Below are 19,891 nucleotides of genomic sequence, written 5' to 3' on the forward strand. Positions count from 1 at the left end.
TGGCAGCGTTAACTGCACTTAATTCACCAAAAATGTGATTTATACTAAGTCGCCCTATGCCATCTTTAGATCGCTTCGATGATAACGACTGGTCAAAGGCGGCTTTAATTAAAATAAAAGCCACAAAAGCAGTTTATAATAGTGCATCGATGACAATTTCTATCGCCATACATGATGGCGATTTTTCTTTTTACCAGTTTTGAATTGTTTACTAAAACAGCTTTGGCTTTTTTATTCGCACAGATTTGACTAGCACACACTCCATTAGGACACATTGTATGACAGGTTCATTATTTATTATTACCGCTGCCTCAGGTACGGGCAAAACCTCACTGGTAAAGCAGCTACTTGCCACGACTAATGACTTAACCGTCAGCGTATCACACACCACGCGCACGCCACGTCCCGGCGAGATTGATGGTCATCATTATCATTTTACCGACGTCGAAAAATTTGTGACTGCCATCGGTGAAAACAAGTTTTTAGAACATGCTGAGGTCTTTGGTAATTACTATGGTACCTCGGAGCAAAGTGTGCGGACGCAGTTAGAAGCAGGCGTCGATGTTATTTTAGAGATTGATTGGCAGGGCGCACTACAAGTCAAAAAAATCTTTACTGACGCCATTATGATTTTTATTTTACCGCCAAGTATTGCCACTTTACGTCAGCGTCTATCGACGCGTGGGCAAGATACTATGGAGGTAATAGAGCAACGTCTGGCTGGCGCAGTGACTGAGATGGCGCAATATGTCCATTTTGATTTTGTGATTATTAATGACAATTTTGAGGTCGCTTTAACTGAGCTAAAAGCCATTATCGTGGCAGACAGGCAGACGCTTAAGCGTCAACAGCAGCGGTATCATCGCACCATCAGCAATTTACTTAGTAATAAAGTAGAAGAGTAAAGCAAGAACGAAATACTACTGTCAACTCAGTCGATGAGCGCTTATTAATAGATACGTTAATAGACACGCAAAAAGCAACTACGCGGCTGGGCAAAAAATGCTATAATGTCTCGCTATCCCCCTTTATATTTTGATATTATTTTTATTGAGTGACGGGCAAGCTCCGTGACTAATAAAAACAACCGAGGTAGCTACATATGGCACGAGTGACGATTGAAGATTGTTTGGATAATGTTGATAATCGCTTTGAACTGATTTTAGTGGCAAGCAAACGTGCACGTCAATTGGCTAAAGGCATTGCAGAACCATTGGTTGATGTGGATAATGACAAGCCTACGGTATTGGCATTGCGTGAAATCGCTGCTGGTAAAATCACTCGCGATATCCTAAATCAGCCAGAGCACAACTTTGCCACCAGTTCATTAGATTTGGCACTGTCAGGCGATCATGGTTTTTAAGACACTGTATTATTAAGATACCGCATTGAAGATTTGTCGTATGAAGCCTATAAAGCTAACCACTGCCTTATAAGACAAATCCACACAGTGATGACATATTGACGAGAGACCACAGCATAGGCTGTGGTTTTTTGGTTGTAATGGCTGATTGCTGTGATATTGCTTTGACTGTTTTAGTCACCATTTATACTTGAAAACCTACCATTGAGTTAGAATTTCTAAATTTTTATAGCACCTGTTCGCTTAGCAGTTGACATTGAATGCGATTTACGATTAATTAGAGGATGGTCTACCTATTTTTATCTTTTTTCTCGAAATTTTTTATATTTATAGTATTCCAGCATTCATTCAGTCACCATTTACCCGATAGACAGTCAGGCAAACAGGTAATGGAAAATAGGATCGTTACTTTATGAGTCAAACCTTACCCAAACTCAGCCATCATTTAGTCGATGAGGCTCAATATAATTTACTGCGCTCAGTAGGTTACCTCACTGCTGCTGAACGCCGTGATATTATTGATGCCTGTGAGTTCGGTGATATTGCGCACATCAAAGATAAGCGTAAATCAGGAGAGCCTTATATCACCCACCCGATTGCGGTGGCCGAGATACTGGCAGGTTTTCGTTTGGATCGAGATACGATTATTGCAGCGATTTTGCATGATACGGTCGAAGACACCGAGGTGAGCGATGAGCAGATTGAGCAACGCTATGGCAAAATAGTGGCGAGACTGGTCGACGGTGTGACTAAGCTAAAATCATCCTCACACAATAAACAGCAAAACAAAGCAGCCACCTTTCATAAAATTTTGACAGCCACCCTTGCCGACCCACGCGTATTGATTATTAAGCTTGCTGACCGCTTACATAATATGTCGACACTAGATGCAGTACGCCCCGAAAAACAACGCACCACAGCACAAGAAACGTTGGACTTTTATGTGCCGTTTGCGCGGCTGATGGGTCTTAATGATATTGCCGATTATATTGAGGTGCTCTGTTACCGTAACCTTGATTCTGATATGTACAACAAACTGTCTGACAAGCTACTACAGCACGGGCTTGGGCGTAACTTTCAAAGAGAGGCGATACATCGCTATTTAAGTATTGTCCTCAATAATTTGGGGTTGAATGGTCTGATCAAAGTTTTAGACAATCGCGTGGTCATCTACCGTCAGTTTTTCCGCAATCGCGGTGAAATCAACGCTCTACTCCGTCATTATGCCTTTGAGATTGTCCTCGATAATGTCGAAGCCTGTGACAAGCTGGCCTATTACTTAATTAAAAAATACCAGATTGATGACTCTCATATCGCTGATAATATTCGTCGTCCGCTACCGGGCGGCAATCAATCGCTCACGCTTATCTATGAGCGCGATAACGATGTCGTCAAAGTGACGATTTTGACCAAGCAAATGCAAAGCGCAGCGCGGCTTGGTGTCATCGGTGCAGAGCATGCCTCAGACGTTAGCCAATCGGTTATCCAAGCCTCATTACGCAATATGAAAGACTTGGTCGATGAAGACAGCTTAGATGAAAATAGCCCAGACTTTTCAGCGGCAGTCTCTACCATTAACGAGCTGATGGATTACCTACACTCCAGTAAAATCATCTGCTATAGTCCAAAGGGTCGCGCTTATGAGCTACCACAAGGCGCAACCGCGCTAGACTTTGCTTACGCTGTCGGACCGATGGTCGGCAATGTAGCCGTTGGCGCCAATATCGATGGTAAAAAAGCCAAACTTGGCACAGTCGTTAAGAATGGGCAGCTGGTTGAAATAGAAGTCAATAGCCACTCAGAACCAAAAGCAGAATGGCTAGGATTTGTCGTGACCAATAAAGCGCGTGAAGAGATTTTGCGGTGGTTTAAAGATTTGTCTCCTGCTGATAAGCAACACCATGGTCAACAAGCCTTAGATCGGGCGCTAAAAACCTATCAAAAAAGTCTCGATGACTTAACCGATAGTGATTGGAAAAACCTCACTGAATGGCGTGGCTTGACCGAAAAATCCGAACTATTTGAGCAAATAAGCTCTGGTACGTTACTACCACAGCTGGTGGTGACTCGCTTGTTTAGCGATGAAGTCAATGATTTGCAAGCACAAGAACACAGCGATGATATGACCCAACCACAGCAGCTGATAGTCAATGCGTCTGGGGTTGAGCTTGATTTTGCCAATTGTTGTCATCCTATTTATGGTGACCCTATCGTCGGTCACTTGTCCCGTCACGGTCTGGTTGTTCATCGACACAAGTGCTTTTCACTTGACGATATTCGTAAAGACAATCCTTATCAGGTTATACAGCTGCGCTGGCGTAATGACAAGGCAGTAAAACAAGGTGACGCTGGCGAGCATGACATAAAAAATACCGGAAAGATTCGCTTTCCAGCCTATTTAAAACTATCTATAGCCCTCAGCGACGAACAAATTACTGAAGTAATCTATCATTTACGCCAATTAAATATAGGGGTAGAAAAAGTAGATGTGCGCAGTAGTGACACCATCATCCATATCATCGTTCGCAGTCGCAATCATCTAGCACAAGGCATTCGCGAGCTACGCTCCTTGCTAGGTTTCCCAAACATCATCAGGCTGTATCAGCTGTAGTGCTGGTAACAAGTTGTAGTGCGCGTGGTGTAGTGCGCGTGATACATCGCCACCAACACTCACTCAATAGAACATTGAATGACGGATTTAGAAAATTTTAGAAAGACCTGAAATAATGATAAACTGTGTTTTTTGATTTTTAGCAAATAAACGTAGAGCGTGTCATCATTTGTATGGTGAAAAACGAGATGTAAATGATGAATAATGCGCCCTTACCTACCAAACCAGAAAAAGATAAAAAGGATATATAATATGACTCGTCAAACCATTCAAACTGATAAAGCCCCTGCTGCCGTTGGTACTTATTCACAAGCCGTCAAAGTCGGTAACACCGTCTATATTTCAGGACAACTGGGTTTTGACCCTGATTCCATGGAATTAAAAGAAGGTTTTAAAGCACAGGCTGAGCAAGTGTTCGAAAACATCAAAGCCATCTGTGAAGCGGCTGGTGGCAGCTTAAATGATGTGGTTAAATTTAACGTGTCATTAACAGATTTGAGTGATTTTGCTGTTTTAAACGAAGTATTCGTTGCCAATTTGAGCGAGCCATATCCTGCTCGTGCAGCTGTCCAAGTAGCGGCGTTACCTAAAGGCGGTGTGGTCGAGATTGAGTCAATTTTATATATTGAGTAACTTAAGCCGTATCATCATGTAAATGGTAAGGCTTAATACATAGACGTACTTAATTCTCAAGTCGTTACGTCAAAAAAGCCACTGCTAAAAGGTAAGGCCAGAGTAAGCCCAAATATCACTATTTGGGCTTACTGCTATTATTCTTATCAATATTACGATTTCGTTATCTAAAAGCTGGTTATCTAAAGTCCATTTACCTAAAAACTGTTTATCCAAAAACCATTTACCTGAAAACTAGGAACGCATTCTATGTTGGTACAAGTTGCTCTACCCGTGCCCCTTTATCGGGTATTTGACTATAGCGTACCAGCAGATATAAACACCTTATCAAGCCCTTCTTTACTCCCTATTGGCTGCCGTGTCGAAGTATCCTTTGGTCGTCAAACTTTAATCGGTATCGTCGTCGCTCATATTCCAGAAGCAAATAGCAGCGTGCCACTTAATAAGCTAAAACCTATCAATAAATGCTTGGATGCTGAGCCTATTTTAGAGACCAGTATGCTAAAGCTGGCACATTGGCTAGCGCGTTATTACCACTACCCGCTTGGTGACGTTTTAGCAGTCATGCTGCCAACTCTCGTTCGTCAAGGTAAGCCGCTGGATTTACTGATTACCCATTGGCGAATTTTGCCACAGGTAAGCGACGCTGACTTTCGTGCCAACGCCAAAAAACAAAAACAACAATTTGATATGCTTAAGCTGCATGGCGAGCGCGGCGCGAGTGAAGATGTTTTATTACTAGAGGGCATGGAGAGGAGTTTTTTAAAGGCGCTCGAAGACAAAGGGTTAATCGAGCGATATATTCAGCCCAAACAATCACCTGCGCCTGTTAAATTAGCTAAAATGCCCCTTGATCTCAATGACGAGCAACAACTCGCCGTTACCGCCATTATTGCGGCTCATGAAGCCAATCGCTACACGGGATTTTTATTAAATGGCATCACTGGTAGTGGCAAGACAGAAGTCTATCTGCAAGCGATGCAAGCCGTATTGGAAGCTGGCAAGCAGGTGTTGATTTTGGTACCAGAGATTGGATTGACACCGCAAACGCGCGCGCGTTTCGCCAGTCGCTTTGCCGCTCACATTGTCTTATTGCATTCTGGCATGAACAATACTCATCGCTTACAAGGCTGGCAAGATTGCCGTACCGGTCATGCTCAAATCATTATTGGGACACGCTCAGCGGTGCTATATCCTTTTGCAGATTTGGGCTTAATTGTCGTGGATGAAGCGCATGATGGCTCTTATAAGCAGCAAGATACCTTGCGATATCATGCCGCTGACGTCGCGCTGTATCGTGGACTACAAGCCAATATCCCTGTCGTATTGGGTACGGCGACGCCATCTCTTGAGCATCTAAAACTGGTCGATGACGGTAAGCTGGTAGAGTGTCAACTGCAAACTCGTCCCGGTAATGCGAAGCTTGCAACCATGCAGCTGATTGATGCGCGCCTGCAAAGTACTCATCAACAAACAACGGACGACGGCGCACGCTATGATACTGGGCTGACTGATGCGCTTATTGGGGCAATACGGCAAACGCTAGAAGCGGGTGATCAAGTATTAATATTTTTAAACCGTCGTGGCTATGCGCCAGTTTTGCTATGCGAAGCTTGCGGTTGGCAGGCAGATTGTCCGCGCTGCGATGCGCATCTAACCGTTCATTATAATAGCCAGTCCCAACACAACGCTTATAGTAGCTCCTATCTAAAATGCCACCACTGCGACTGGCAAGCTTATATTCCGACAGTTTGCCCTGATTGTGGCAGTCAAAATTTGGATGCCAAAGGAATGGGCACAACAAGGCTCAGCGAAAACCTGCATGCAATTTTTGCCAATCCGCAAACCAGCAAAGAGCTATATCCCATTATCCAAATCGATCGCGATACCACCAGACGTAAAGACAGTTGGGAGAATATCTATCAGCGTATCAATCAAGGCAATCCTGCCATCTTGGTTGGCACGCAGATGGTCGCCAAAGGTCATCATTTCCCCAATGTTACGCTTGTCTGCTTACCAAACGCCGATCGTGGTTTCTTGTCCGCCGACTTTCGCTCGCCGGAACATACTGCGCAATTGATGGTTCAGGTCGCAGGACGTGCCGGTCGCGGTGATAAATCTGGTCGTGTACTCATTCAAACGCTGCAACCAGACAATGAATTATTATTGAAACTGGTCAAAGATGGTTATTTGTCTTTTGCTCGCGAGCTATTGCAAGAGCGTAAAATGATGGGTTTACCGCCGCATAGTCATGCTGTCCTGATACGCTGTGAAGGTAAAACCCTTGCTACCACGACCCAAGCCCTTAAAGATGCCATTGCCATTCTGCCAAATGGACATAATCTCGCTGTACTAGGACCTATCGATGCACCAATGAGTAAAAAGAACAGTCGCTACCACGTACAACTGCTACTTTTAGGCAAAAATCGACAACAATTACACCATGTATTAAACCAATGGTGGCAGCCTGTACTTGCCCTTCCAAGCGCCAAATATCTGAAGCTGACTCTGGATATTGACCCTGTTGGCTGGTAACTTCTCACTATTACTCTTTAAACCCAATTACTCTGCTGTAGCTCGCCGTTAATAAAGAAGGTTATTCAAAATAGGAAATTCATCGTTTACTGCCCAGATACAGCAAGCGTTTATTAAATATGCTAAATTCTTTATATCTGGCTAGTTTGCGAACAGCAAGCCCAGCCTTATAAGCAATCAAATTTCCTCTTCTGTCATTCTGAGTGTTGTTATGAGTCAAAATAAATCAAACGCTGAGCAAGGCAACCATTCTCATCAGAATGATAATATTAATGTTAATGTGGCTAACCATCTGCATAAAGACGATGAGAGCAACTACACTCATGACAATCAAGCCACTCACGATCACGATGAACACTTAGAGCAAACAACAGCCCCGCGAGATACCAAGGGCTATCAGCGCACCTTGCTGTTTAGCTTTATCATTATCACAGGCTATATGTTTATTGAAGCCATCGGTGGCTGGCTGACTGGCAGTTTGGCGCTATTATCTGATGCAGGTCACATGCTAAGTGATGCAATCGCACTTGGCGCGACGTTAATAGCATTTAAAATTGGTGAAAAAGCAGCTACTCATCAAAAGACGTTTGGTTATAAACGCTTTGAGATTTTAGTCGCAACAGTCAATGGTGCGACGCTGGTCATTATTGCGCTAATGATTTTTTATGAGGCGATTAAGCGCTTCAATTCACCGCCTGAAATTGCTACCCAAGGCATGCTTATCGTTGCTACTATCGGTATGTTGGTCAATATTTTGGTTGCGTGGCTGATGCATCGAGGCAGTCGCGGCGAAGATGCACATGGTCACAGTCATGCTGGTAGTCATAAAGACAGTCACGAAGACACTCAAGGAAAAAATGCGAGTAAAGCACCGGTCAACCTTAATATGCAAAGTGCTTACCTGCATGTATTGAGTGACTTAATGGGTTCGGTTGCCGCTATCATGGCCGCGCTTTTGATGATGAGCTTCGGCTGGGTTTGGGCGGATGCAGCAGCCTCGGTGATTGTCGCAATACTGATCTTATTTAGTGGTTACCGCGTCGTGCGTGATTCGGTCCATATTTTGATGGAAGGCACGCCAGAAGGCATATTCTTAGTGGATGTCGAAAAAAAACTGCTTACCCATCCGCAAGTACAAGAAGTCCATGATTTGCATGTTTGGAGTATTACCAGTGGTCTAAATGCCTTGTCTTGTCACGTCGTTGTCGATGGCGAGATGAATATTCATGAATCCAGCATATTGATTGAAAATTTAGAACAAAGCTTGCTTGAGCTCGGTATCCATCATGCGACCATTCAGGTAGAAAGCGCATCACATCCGCAGACTGAGGCACATAGCGATGCGCTGGTCTGCGATATCTCAGAACAACAAACAGAGGGTAATAATCATATTGGTCACAATCATTAAGCATGAGACATTGAAAGTCAGACTTTGAAAATCAGACTTTGAAAGTCAGACTTTGAAAGTCAGACATTAAACATTGAAAAGACCATTCTTCATTCAAATATCAATTTAAACGTTGCCTATCATTGATTAGCGACATTTTATCAAATGGTGGCAATCATAATTCCATATGCACCAAATGAGCCAAAGCGCTGTTATTGACCAAATACCTAACCCCAACGATAAGAATATGATTCGAATCCGAAAATCTCATGCGTCAGTCATGATAGGTGTCAAATAAGCGGGTGCCATATATGACGTAAGCGGCGACCAAAATCCAAATAACCGCGTCAGTCCTGCCCCGAAAATCCTTAAAATTATTTTGCTAAAAATCTTCAATAATCCGCGCAACTTACTATCAGTGGGCGAATCATCGTGCATGAACATAACGCCTTATGCGCCGACATAAATAGGCTTTATCTTAAATAAACTTATATCACGCCGATTTTTAGCATTGTAATGGCATGTTAAAAATGATGGGAAATTTAGCCTCACCGCCATATTTTTCATATAAATTCTGTATACTTAAAGCTGAAACACTCAATTTACCACTAATGGATTATTTTCTGCCATGTCGAGACGCTCAGCTCCTTTTGTTGCTCCAAGCCACATTGATGACCCTATCTCAGCAGAGGGTAAAAAGCATGCCAAAGCATTGTTATCGACGCTGCAAGAAGACATTGCTAGCTTTCGAGATGAGCAGTTTCCGCCTGATATTTTGCGTCAAGTTCGTGATATGCCAATTTATGAAGGCAATATCGCCGAAGTCCAAGCCTATCAGCAGCGTTGGCGTAATCTGCTTGAGCGCGCCATGGCGTTTTATCCTGCGGCCAATCTACCGCCCGATCATCTGCCGCTACCAGCCAGCCTTGAGATACCGCAATTTATCTATCATGTTCAAAGACTACATTTGACCAAGACCCGTGCAAAAGAATCCAAAAGCTTCGGTTCGGTCGGTGCGCTTACTGATAAGTGTGGTGACTATAGTGCTGATGAAATTGTGCGTATGAGTGCCGTATTTGATAATGATGATGAGGCGCGTTTGGTGGCGCATCGTGAATTTATTGATTTGCGCGCCTATGTATTTTGCCGTGATAGCAAGGGCGAGATGCTGGAGCCTGAACGCGTACGTTTTTATCGAACGGGGCTTATCGTCCATGCGCTGCCCGATTTCAAAATCGTAGACAGTCGCCAGACCCCGCGTAAGCGCCGTAACGATGCTTATAACAATCCACTTGCCGATAATGGTGTGTGGAAGATTTATCGTAAAAAATAACGTATGCTAAGATTTTTTTATTTTGCCATGCCCATATTGTACCGCTTATTTTATCATGATTGCTAAGGATTCCAGATGTTCGCTGCCGCCACCGGCTCACCAAATTTAATGTTACAAGCTACAATCTTCTTAGGAGCAGCCCTGCTCTTTGTACCCCTTGGTAAACGTTTTGGCATTGCGACGGTCTTAGGTTATCTCATTACAGGATTGATATTGGGGCCCAGTGGTCTAGACGTCGCAGGCGATGCTGAGAGCTTGTTACACTTCTCTGAGTTTGGCGTGGTCATGCTGCTATTCATTATCGGGCTTGAACTGCAACCCTCACGATTATGGGCACTGCGGCGTTCGATATTTGTCCTCGGTGGTTTGCAAGTTGGTCTGACTGGCACATTATTAATGGGGCTGTTACATCAAATTTTTGGCTTACAGCTCGATACTGCTTTTATCGTCGGTTTTGGCCTTGCCTTGTCGTCCACAGCTTTTGTACTACAAATACTGACTGAAAAACAGCAGCTTTCTAGCACCCACGGTCGTGAAGCGTTCACGATTTTATTATTCCAAGATATTGCAGTTATCCCTTTGCTAGCCGTCATTCCTTTCCTATCAGGGGTGCGCGAACAAAGTTATGATTTGATTTATTTTGGCAAAGTTTTTGCGGTTTTTGCTGGACTGATTTTTGCTAGTCGTTATGTCGTTCGTCCCTTCTTTAAGTTTGTAGCCTCTAGTGGTGCATCAGAACTGCTGACCGCCGTTGCGCTATTTATCGTGATGGGTGTGTCTATTTTGATGGGTCAAATTGGTTTATCGATGGCATTGGGTGCTTTTTTGACAGGGGTACTGCTCGCAGATTCTGAGTATCGCCATGAGCTAGAAGCCAGTATTGAGCCGTTTAAAGGGTTGCTACTTGGCTTATTTTTTATGTCGGTCGGTATGCTGACTGATGTCAAACTTATCTTGGCAAAACCTATGTTTATCATTGGCTGTGCAATGGCATTGATGGCTATCAAATTTGGTGTCATTACCGCCATTGCAAAGATATCAGGCAATCGCTGGCCAACCAGTATCAGACTGGGTGTGACGCTCGCTCAAGGTGGTGAATTTGCTTTTGTTTTATTCAGTGTCGCTACTGCTCAAAATGTCTTACGACCTGAGCTTGCCAATACCCTGAACCTTATCGTCACTATCTCCATGGCACTCACACCGCTGGCATTTTTGTTACTTGAGAAAATCGGTGAGCCTTTATTTGCCAAAAGCAAACCCAGCCGCGAATACGATGCCATTCCCGATCATGAACATCAAGTCATTATTGCTGGCTTTGGGCGCGTCGGTCAGATTATCGGTCGTGTACTACGCATGCATAACATCGAATTTACCGCCATCGAACGCTCAGCGAATCGCGTCGATTTCGTTCGTAAATTTGGTAACCAAGTCTATTACGGCGACCCAAAAAACCCTGAGATATTGCGCGCGGCTGGTATTAAAAAAGCCCGTGTGTTTATTTTGGCCATTGATGATTTAGAGCGCTCTATCACCACGGCTCAATACTTACGTAAAAACTATCCAGACTTGATTGTCTTGGCACGGGCACGTGACCGTCAGCATTATTATCGGTTACGTGAGGTCGGTGTGCGTCATATTTGGCGTGAGACTTACCTATCGTCCTTGGATATGTCGCGTGAGTCGCTACAACTGCTTGGCATCTCACCAGAAAAAGCGCGCGAGACGGTGCAAACTTTCCGCGATTACGACGATGACTTGATTGAACGTCAGCAAGCGATCTACGATGATGAAGCCAGCATGATTGAATCCGCACAATCAGCGATGGCAGAGCTAGAAAGCTTGTTTGATGAAGACATTGATAAAGCCCGAAAAATGGACTTAACAGATTTTTATGACGCGCTAAAAAGTAAAGCAACACCCGTTGATAGAAAGGACGATGTTGCAACTGACTCTAACACCTAAATATTTATATATTTTAAAGCGTGTTTGATGATTCACAAATAGTCAGTGTCATGGTTAAATCATCAAACATGCCCTAATCGGGCATACAGCTTGCTGGTGCCAGTTTCTTATTTAGTGAACTTGTACAGTTCCAACTATCGCTGTCTGGCACATGGTAAAAAACCAGTGTCTGCTGATTTAGATAGCGGATAGGGAACTGAACATTTTGTATGGTCGCAATGACTGCACAATCCGTTTCTACTACGCCAGCGGCCTCTTTATCGATATCAATTCGTATCTGCTGAGTGCCTGTATCGATAGGCAAATCCATTGGACATTGCCCTGTCTGTTGATAAATCAGTGCCACACGATTTTGTGCCGTTTTGGCTATATCATACGCATCGAACAGCACTTCATTGGCTTTTGGCTTGGCAATAATTGGCAGAAACTGTATCTTAATGACCATTAAAGCAAAAGCAAAAATACCAAACCCCAATCCTAACCCAAATAAACTGACCCCACCTTCTCGGCGCAGATGTGCCTTTTGCGCTGCTTCGTCATGCGGATAATCATCGATAGCATCTGCAATCTCACGTCGCGCCATGCGGTAATAATACGCATCCGTCCAACGCGCCACCATGAACGACCAAAATAACCAAATGATCGCGGCAATGCCTATGCGTGTCGCCATCTGGTAAGCATCAGGGATGAAGGACATCGCCAAAAATTCAAACGCAACCAGTACCAATGCCACATTGAGCTGAATAAACGACCAGCCTGCTACGCTATAGACAATCGCATCCATATAGCGTTTGCGATAGAGGAGCCAAGGAAAAGTCACAAAAAATGCTGCCCAATGCCATTTTGGCGACAGATAACCTTGCGCATCGAACTGCTCAAAACGTTTCAGATAATAATGCTGGCTACGGTGACCGATAAACCATTTATCAAGTTGTGTACGCTTAGCAGGAGTCAGCTGTTCTTGATAAAAAGGGGGCGGCGAATCCGTCTCGATAAATAGCATAGATGACCCCTATTAACGATGAAGAAAAATTTAAATCCATTACTCACTTTATATGATAACGCCAAAACCGATGCACAAAACAGTAAAACGACAGATAAATACCGTTAATTCAATGTAAAGGATAGTCAAGGCAGCTGAATGCCAATCTATATGTGATACGTCAAACAAGATCAACACTTTCACTTTTTTATGCTGAATGAACGATAACAATATTAAAAAAGCATTGTCCGTTCACAGCTGTATAGATTTAACTTATAATAAGCGTACATCACCCATTTTATGAAGCCTTGTCAATCCTATGAGTCCACATCCTGATATTAATGATCACATCGATAGTACGAGTACTACTGATGAGCAAAAAGTCCTCAGTACTAACACCGAAAGCAATACTAATACTGACATTGAAGCCCGTATTAGTAATGAGAGTGAGCCTGAAGAAAGCAAACATCTACGTATCGTCAATACTTTTATGAAACGACGTACGCACATGAATAAAAATGCCGAACTGGCACTAACCGCGCCAGAATTTTCTGAGTACCTGGTCAATAACAGTTTCGGTGATGGCAATCTTGATGGTATTGACAATCTACGAACGCTATTCGCTGATAGCCCTAACGGTAGTGAAGCACCGCTTACTTTAGAGATCGGTTTTGGACTGGGTGATTCGTTCATTGAGATGGCGGCAGCAGAACCTAGCCGCAATTTCGTTGGTGTCGAAGTGCACGAGCCAGGCATCGGTAAATGCGCCTATATGGCAGGTACGCAAAATTTAAATAACGTCAAAATCATTAACGGTGACGCTATTCAACTGCTCAAGCAACTACCAGAAAACCATATTGATCGTATCCAGCTTTACTTCCCTGACCCATGGCAAAAAAAGCGCCATCACAAGCGCCGCTTCGTCAGCCCTGAACGTATGGCGATTGTGACTCGTAGTCTAAAGCAAGGCGGCTGGTTCCATACCGCAACCGACTGGGAGCATTATGCCTTTTGGATGGTTGAAGTTTTAGACGGTTTTACTGGTTTAACCAATCAAGCAGGCGCAGGTAACTTCACCGACCGCCCTGACTTTCGTCCAATGACCAAATTTGAGCGCCGCGGTATAAATAGTGGACATGGCGTTTGGGATTTAATCTATATCAAAGATTAGATTCGGCTCACTTATCTTCGGTGACTTCTGTATAGCGGCTAAATTATTTAGCCGCTTTTTTGTGCTTGCAAATTATCTAATGACAATATTATTTGATTTTTTTCGGCTACAACCCTTAATGGACAAGCTATAAGTATTTTTATTAAAAATAATAAAATTTTTTTAATACGTGAAACATCGTCTATTTTCATAGAATTTTTAAATTGATAATGCTACATATAGGGGTAAAAAATATATTCCAGCGCCACACTCACAGGTTACCTATCTACTCAAACATTGATAGTATAAGGGATTCATGAGTTCTCCCCATAAGCTGTGGATAACCCTGTGCATAAGTACGCACTTGACAACAATTTCCCTAGATAGCTCAAAGGATGAGGTAAAATCGTTCATTTTTTATACAATTTAAAAAACCTTTTAAATCAGTAAGTTAAACTGTATTTCATAATACTGTAATTTATTTTTAATATATTTTTAAATTAAATTAATCCTCACTGATGTTTCACAAAAGCTAAATTTAGACGCTTTATTTCTTGTGGACAACTTTTAATGCTATTGACAAAGGGCAGCATTATCCTATCCAAAATTAGGATGTATTCAGCAACTAGATTACACAAGTTATCACTTATATACAATGCGACAGTTAGTGTCGTTTAGCATCATTGAATCCTCTATATGCTCCTTGGTTTTTGTTATAATCACCTTACCTAATCAACCGCATTTTAGAAAACAGTTAAGGCTCAACGAGCATAATGTGGCCTACAAATCACACCTGTTGGCGCTGATTATGAACTTAATTTTACTTTTATCATAATTCGATTTTACTGTATAGTAGAGTGATATATCTAATATTACTGTCTACATCATCGATACCTTAACCCATTCATCTTAGATAGACATTGAACGAACGCTGCCTATTATTTAGATAGCCATCAGTACTATTGAGCCGTTAATCTTCGTAGCTACAAACATTTTATTTATCATATCAAATTTATAGTTTTAACCAATGATTGAAGACAAGGAATCCAGTATGGACGACAATAAAGCCAAAGCCCTTAAAGCAGCACTCGGTCAAATCGAAAAGCAGTTTGGTAAGAATACCATCATGCATTTAGGTGACGACTCAGCTATTATGGATGTCGATGTAGTATCAACAGGTTCGTTGGGTCTGGACATTGCACTTGGCATTGGTGGTCTACCAAAAGGCCGTATCGTAGAGATTTATGGCCCAGAAAGCTCAGGTAAAACGACCATGACGCTACAGGCAATTGCAGAATGTCAAAAACAAGGCGGCACCTGCGCCTTTATCGATGCTGAGCATGCGCTTGACCCTGTTTATGCGCGTAAGCTTGGCGTGAATACTGATGAGCTATTGCTGTCTCAGCCTGATAATGGTGAGCAAGCACTTGAAATTACCGACATGTTGGTGCGCTCTGGTGCTATCGATATGATCGTCATTGACTCAGTTGCTGCCTTGACGCCGCGCGCAGAAATTGAAGGCGAGATGGGCGACTCACATATGGGTTTGCAAGCGCGTCTTATGAGCCAAGCCCTACGTAAAATCACAGGTAACGCCAAACGCTCCAATTGTATGGTGGTATTTATCAACCAAATTCGCATGAAAATTGGTGTGATGTTTGGTAGCCCTGAGACCACGACTGGTGGTAACGCGCTTAAGTTTTACGCCTCAGTGCGTATGGACATTCGCCGCATCGGTGCGGTCAAAAATGGTGATGAAATCATCGGTAACCAAACCCGTGTCAAAGTCATCAAAAACAAAATGGCACCGCCTTTCCGCCAAGCAGAGTTTGAAATTACTTATGGTGAAGGTACCAACCACTTAGCCGAAGTGATTGACTTGGGTGTTGAAATTGGTGCGGTTGGTAAAGCAGGCTCTTGGTATAGCTATGGCGACGAAAAAATCGGTCAAGGTAAAGCCAATTCTGTGCTGTTCTTAAAAGAAAACCCTGCGATTGCGCAAGAAATCGAAGCTAAAATCCGTGAAGAAAAGCTTGGATCAAAGAAAGAGACCAAAGCCGAAGATAAAGCCAATGAAGCGTTGGTCTCTGACCCTGTACAATAACGGCGCAATGATTAACCGTTATCAATAATCATGACTTGTTATGAAAATTAAATTGTTATGAACATTAAAACCTTAGCTGAAATACTCGCTGAATCCGATGCCGATTCAGCGAGTAGTCTTACTATCAAATCAAAAAAACCGTCCAAATCTTCCAAACACTCTGAATCCTCCAAATTTTCTCAGCATTCCTATCAAGGCAATCCTAAAAAAACAACTAAGACGCGCAAGCATTCAACCTACTCTCGTGAAGACCATTCATTATCTGACGATGCTGAATTTTCAGTAGAATCCGTTGAGGCTCACTCTTCTACCAATAAAAATCCTGCTAAAAATAAGAAACGTAAAAAGCGTTTTCACCCAGCGGCTAACTTTAGCCCTGAGCCTAGTGACGTGCCTGCTTATCAGCAACCAAAAGCGCAAAGTATCAAAGAGATGCTGGCTGAAGTTAAACAAAATATTCATAGTGAACCAGACGATAGCGCGGCTACTGATAATGAATTTAACAAAGAATCACAGTATATAACCGATGCTGCCATTACCAATACTTCTGCGCATAGCACAGCCGATAACCTACCCGCGGCGCTTAAAGCGTATTTGCGTACCCCTGAACAACGCCAAGCGGATATTGATGCCATTAAAGCCGAAAGCCGCTTACGTTGGTTGGCATTTTATTATTTATCGCGCCGTGAATACGGCAAGGCTGAGCTCAAGCAAAAACTGCTTGATAAAGAGCAAGACCCAGACAAAATCGATGCCCTGCTCGATGAGTTTGAAGAAAAAGGTTATCAAAGTGATTATCGTACTACCCTGATGCTTATTCGGGAAAACATCCGCAAAGGGCGCGGACGTGGGCGTATTAAGCAGGAGTTTTATCGTAAAAAAATTGCTATGCCAGGTAATATCGACGAGCTTATCGATATGGCGAATGCCGAATCGGAAGAATTTAGCGAGTTTATAGACGACAGCGCCGAGAATTTAGTTGAAGGCATTGACTGGCTAAAACTGGCAGTCAGTGCACGTACCAAAAAATACGGCGATGACATACCGACTGAACAAAAAGACAAAGCCCGTCAGCTACGTTTTTTACAATATCGCGGCTTTAATACCGATATCTGCTTTGAGGCGCTAAATTACACCTTGGAGACATTGGATGAGCGTTTTTAGCTCGTTTAAGCGCACATTATTAACCTTTAACCTTTAATAATAACCAAGCAGCTTCCACCAAATCAAACCAGCGCCGATCCATACGACCAGATTTACCACACTCATAATCGCGCCAATACTCCACCACTCTCTTAACGTCACATAGCCAGAGTTAAAAATGACTGGCGCAGTACCAGTTGCATAATGCGTAAGCGTCATCATGATGTTGCCCGCTGCGGCTAAAATAAGCGCATATAACATCGGCGGTGCGCCCAAGCTTAAACCCACCGCATAAAATGCTGCAAATAATGCAGTAATATGAGCCGTGGTACTAGCAAAGAAGTAATGGATATATAAGTATACTAGGGTCAAAATAGTCACAGCCCCTATCCAGCCAAGCCCAGTCGTGCCAATCATCGATTCGATATTGCCAGAGAACCAGCTTATCAGTCCAAGCTTATTAAGATAAGCGGCCATCATAATAAGGGCGCCAAACCAAATAATGGTATCCCATGCTGACTTCTCTTTTAAAATATCGTCCCAAGTCAGTACCCCAGTCAATATTAAGGTCGTCAAACCAATAAATGCTGTGGTTGTAGCATCAACGCTATATTGCTCACCTAACATCAATGCGGGAATATTCGCCCACAATAACAGCATCAGAGCAAATACCCCGAGCATGATTTTTTCTTGGCTACTTATTTTTCCCATTTCTGCCAAATTTTCCTTGGCAAAACCTTTTGCATCGGGCGTGATTTTAACATCAGGTGGATAAATTATATAAATGACTAACGGCATCACAAGCAGGCATAGCATACCAGGTACAAACATCGCCACTGCCCAAGTGGTCCATGACAGCTGAATATCACCGCCTGTGGCTTTATTCACTAAATCTACAACCAGAGGGTTGGGCGCAGTAGCCGTGATAAACATCCCAGAGGTAATAGGATTGGCGTGGTAGTTCACCATCGCCAAATAGCGACCAATTTTGTTTTGAGTGCCTTCTTCTGGCGTCGAATGAAAGCTTTGCGCGATAGACTTCATAATAGGATGAATAATACCGCCGCCACGTGCCGTATTAGAAGGCGTAATAGGTGCTATCATCAATTCAGCTGCAGTCAAAGAATAAGCCACGCCGATGGTTTTTTTACCAAAAATAGAAATAAAATAATAGGCAATACGTCGACCCAAACCCGTTTTTATCAAGCCACGCGATATCATGACTGCAATACCAATTAGCCAAATCAACGGACTTGAGTAGCTTGATAATGCATCACTAATGGCTTGTGCTGGGCTATCACTAGTCACGCCTGTAAGTGCGACTAGGGTGACTGCAATGATAGCAATGGCACCAATGGGTAATACTTTGCCGATGATGGCGACAATAGTGGCGATGAATAACGCCAGCATGTGCCATGCTTCAGGCGTAACGCCAGTAGGCACTGGTATCACAAACCAAATGATCAAGCCGACCAAAATGGCAACCGCTGCTTGAATAGGCTTAAATGGCATGATTAAGTATCCTTATAAATGCTTATACCATCACGCAGTCATATTATATAAAGGATCATCAAAGTAGCCACTGCGACAAAAGACTCAATGAATCATATGACCATCCTATAAGATTTATAGAATTATTTTTCTATTATTCACCATTTTTAACATATCTGTTTAGAACAAAGAGTAAATATTCAGTAATAGAGTACCAATAGTAAGGTCAAACTAACAGCCATAAAAAAGAGCACATTGGATAACGTACTCTTTTTTATGGTATTAACTTTTTGGCATTAACGATTGCGACTTTCTTTAAAAGATAAATTTATTTTAACGCACCTAGTCGACTAGATAGCTGATTGATGATTTGATCAATCTCTTCATTGGCTTCAGATTCATTATCCAAATTGCCACTTGGTGTCAGCTGATTCATTACTTCTGGCAGCAATTCAGCAAGACCTTGACGGACTTCTACGTCATTAGCACCAGTATGTGCTGCAACCTGCTGAATCTCATTTTCATCGAATAACTGACTGATATCATTTGGATCAAGGTTGTCATTGTCTTGTTGGTTACTCATCCAAGAACGCGCTTGGTTTTCATAACCCATACCTGTGATTTTCGATAATGCACCACTCAAGCCGCCATTGCGTTTGATCCAGCTTAGTACCATTGGCATAAGTGCAGCGATTAGCATACCTTTACCACCGAATCCAGATTTTCTCGTTTGACTACCCATGGCTTGACCACCTAGCACACTGCCTAATATGTCTCCAAGACCGCCGGCATTAGAATTGACGCCGCCACTTTGATTGCCACCAGTGAGTCCACCGCCTGTTAACCCACCGAGAATATCATCTAAGCCAAAACCATTGTCTGGCTGACGATCATACTGGCGTGGATTATAGCCACCAGTTTGACTAGCACCGCCTAGCACGCTACCCAATATATCCCCAAGACCACCTGTACGACGTGGATCAATGCGTTGATTTACAGGATTACGCTGCGCATCTTCAGGATCCATCGCACGACGGGCCACCTGACTAACCAAATTCCCTAATAAGCTCATTTTCGATTCCTTTTTGTCATATTATTTATTATCTATAAACCGCTAAAAACTTCGCTGCTAATTTAATATATTAATCAACAGCTCGATTTACTTATGCGATTCACAATTCTCTTGCAATATAACAA

14 protein-coding genes are annotated in these 19,891 nt (G+C 42.9%); 11 read left to right on the forward strand and 3 right to left on the reverse strand.

What is annotated here, in order from left to right:
* Positions 1-278 precede the first annotated feature (278 nt).
* From gmk to JMW64_RS10930, 8 genes are all read left to right on the forward strand, one after another.
* Positions 279-905, forward strand: coding sequence for a guanylate kinase (gene gmk / locus JMW64_RS10895; RefSeq protein ID WP_055124697.1), 627 nt, complete (start codon positions 279-281; stop codon positions 903-905).
* Between the two features lie 197 nt (positions 906-1,102).
* Complete coding sequence (gene rpoZ, locus JMW64_RS10900) at positions 1,103-1,363, forward strand: DNA-directed RNA polymerase subunit omega (protein WP_045444217.1); 261 nt, start codon at positions 1,103-1,105, stop codon at positions 1,361-1,363.
* Between the two features lie 412 nt (positions 1,364-1,775).
* Entirely contained in the window at positions 1,776-3,974 is a 2,199-nt protein-coding gene (locus tag JMW64_RS10905; RefSeq protein WP_201554685.1) for a RelA/SpoT family protein, read from the forward strand.
* Between the two features lie 252 nt (positions 3,975-4,226).
* Entirely contained in the window at positions 4,227-4,607 is a 381-nt protein-coding gene (locus JMW64_RS10910; protein WP_201554686.1) for a RidA family protein, read from the forward strand.
* A gap of 249 nt (positions 4,608-4,856) precedes the next feature.
* Complete coding sequence (locus JMW64_RS10915) at positions 4,857-7,142, forward strand: primosomal protein N' (protein WP_201554687.1); 2,286 nt, start codon at positions 4,857-4,859, stop codon at positions 7,140-7,142.
* Between the two features lie 211 nt (positions 7,143-7,353).
* Complete coding sequence (locus tag JMW64_RS10920; protein ID WP_201554688.1) at positions 7,354-8,550, forward strand: cation diffusion facilitator family transporter; 1,197 nt, start codon at positions 7,354-7,356, stop codon at positions 8,548-8,550.
* A 607-nt stretch (positions 8,551-9,157) separates the two neighbouring features.
* On the forward strand, positions 9,158-9,862 hold the full coding sequence (locus JMW64_RS10925) for a hypothetical protein (protein ID WP_201554689.1): 705 nt from the start codon (positions 9,158-9,160) through the stop codon (positions 9,860-9,862).
* Between the two features lie 75 nt (positions 9,863-9,937).
* Positions 9,938-11,824, forward strand: coding sequence for a monovalent cation:proton antiporter-2 (CPA2) family protein (locus JMW64_RS10930; protein WP_201554690.1), 1,887 nt, complete (start codon positions 9,938-9,940; stop codon positions 11,822-11,824).
* A 73-nt stretch (positions 11,825-11,897) separates the two neighbouring features.
* Here JMW64_RS10930 and JMW64_RS10935 read toward each other — a convergent pair whose 3' ends face one another.
* Entirely contained in the window at positions 11,898-12,827 is a 930-nt protein-coding gene (locus JMW64_RS10935; protein ID WP_201554691.1) for a pilin, read from the reverse strand.
* A gap of 298 nt (positions 12,828-13,125) precedes the next feature.
* Here JMW64_RS10935 and trmB point away from each other — a divergent pair, with 298 nt between their 5' ends.
* The 3 genes from trmB (at position 13,126) to JMW64_RS10950 (ending at position 17,224) form a co-directional block, all read left to right on the forward strand.
* Positions 13,126-13,977, forward strand: a complete 852-nt coding sequence (gene trmB, locus JMW64_RS10940; protein WP_201554693.1) for a tRNA (guanosine(46)-N7)-methyltransferase TrmB — start codon at positions 13,126-13,128, stop codon at positions 13,975-13,977.
* A gap of 1,030 nt (positions 13,978-15,007) precedes the next feature.
* Positions 15,008-16,060: a recombinase RecA gene (gene recA, locus JMW64_RS10945; protein WP_055124705.1), complete on the forward strand. Its 1,053-nt coding sequence runs from the start codon at positions 15,008-15,010 to the stop codon at positions 16,058-16,060.
* A 57-nt stretch (positions 16,061-16,117) separates the two neighbouring features.
* Positions 16,118-17,224 carry a regulatory protein RecX gene (locus tag JMW64_RS10950; RefSeq protein ID WP_201554694.1) on the forward strand — a complete coding sequence of 369 codons (1,107 nt, stop codon included), beginning with the start codon at positions 16,118-16,120 and terminating at the stop codon, positions 17,222-17,224.
* 33 nt (positions 17,225-17,257) lie between these two features.
* Here JMW64_RS10950 and JMW64_RS10955 read toward each other — a convergent pair whose 3' ends face one another.
* Together JMW64_RS10955 and JMW64_RS10960 are read right to left on the reverse strand one after the other, a co-directional pair.
* Positions 17,258-18,715 carry an anion permease gene (locus JMW64_RS10955; RefSeq protein WP_201554695.1) on the reverse strand — a complete coding sequence of 486 codons (1,458 nt, stop codon included), beginning with the start codon at positions 18,713-18,715 and terminating at the stop codon, positions 17,258-17,260.
* A gap of 307 nt (positions 18,716-19,022) precedes the next feature.
* Positions 19,023-19,766: a YidB family protein gene (locus JMW64_RS10960; RefSeq protein WP_201554696.1), complete on the reverse strand. Its 744-nt coding sequence runs from the start codon at positions 19,764-19,766 to the stop codon at positions 19,023-19,025.
* Between the last annotated feature and the right edge of the window lie 125 nt (positions 19,767-19,891).

This window comes from Psychrobacter immobilis (assembly GCF_904846065.1).
Lineage (GTDB): Bacteria > Pseudomonadota > Gammaproteobacteria > Pseudomonadales > Moraxellaceae > Psychrobacter > Psychrobacter immobilis_H.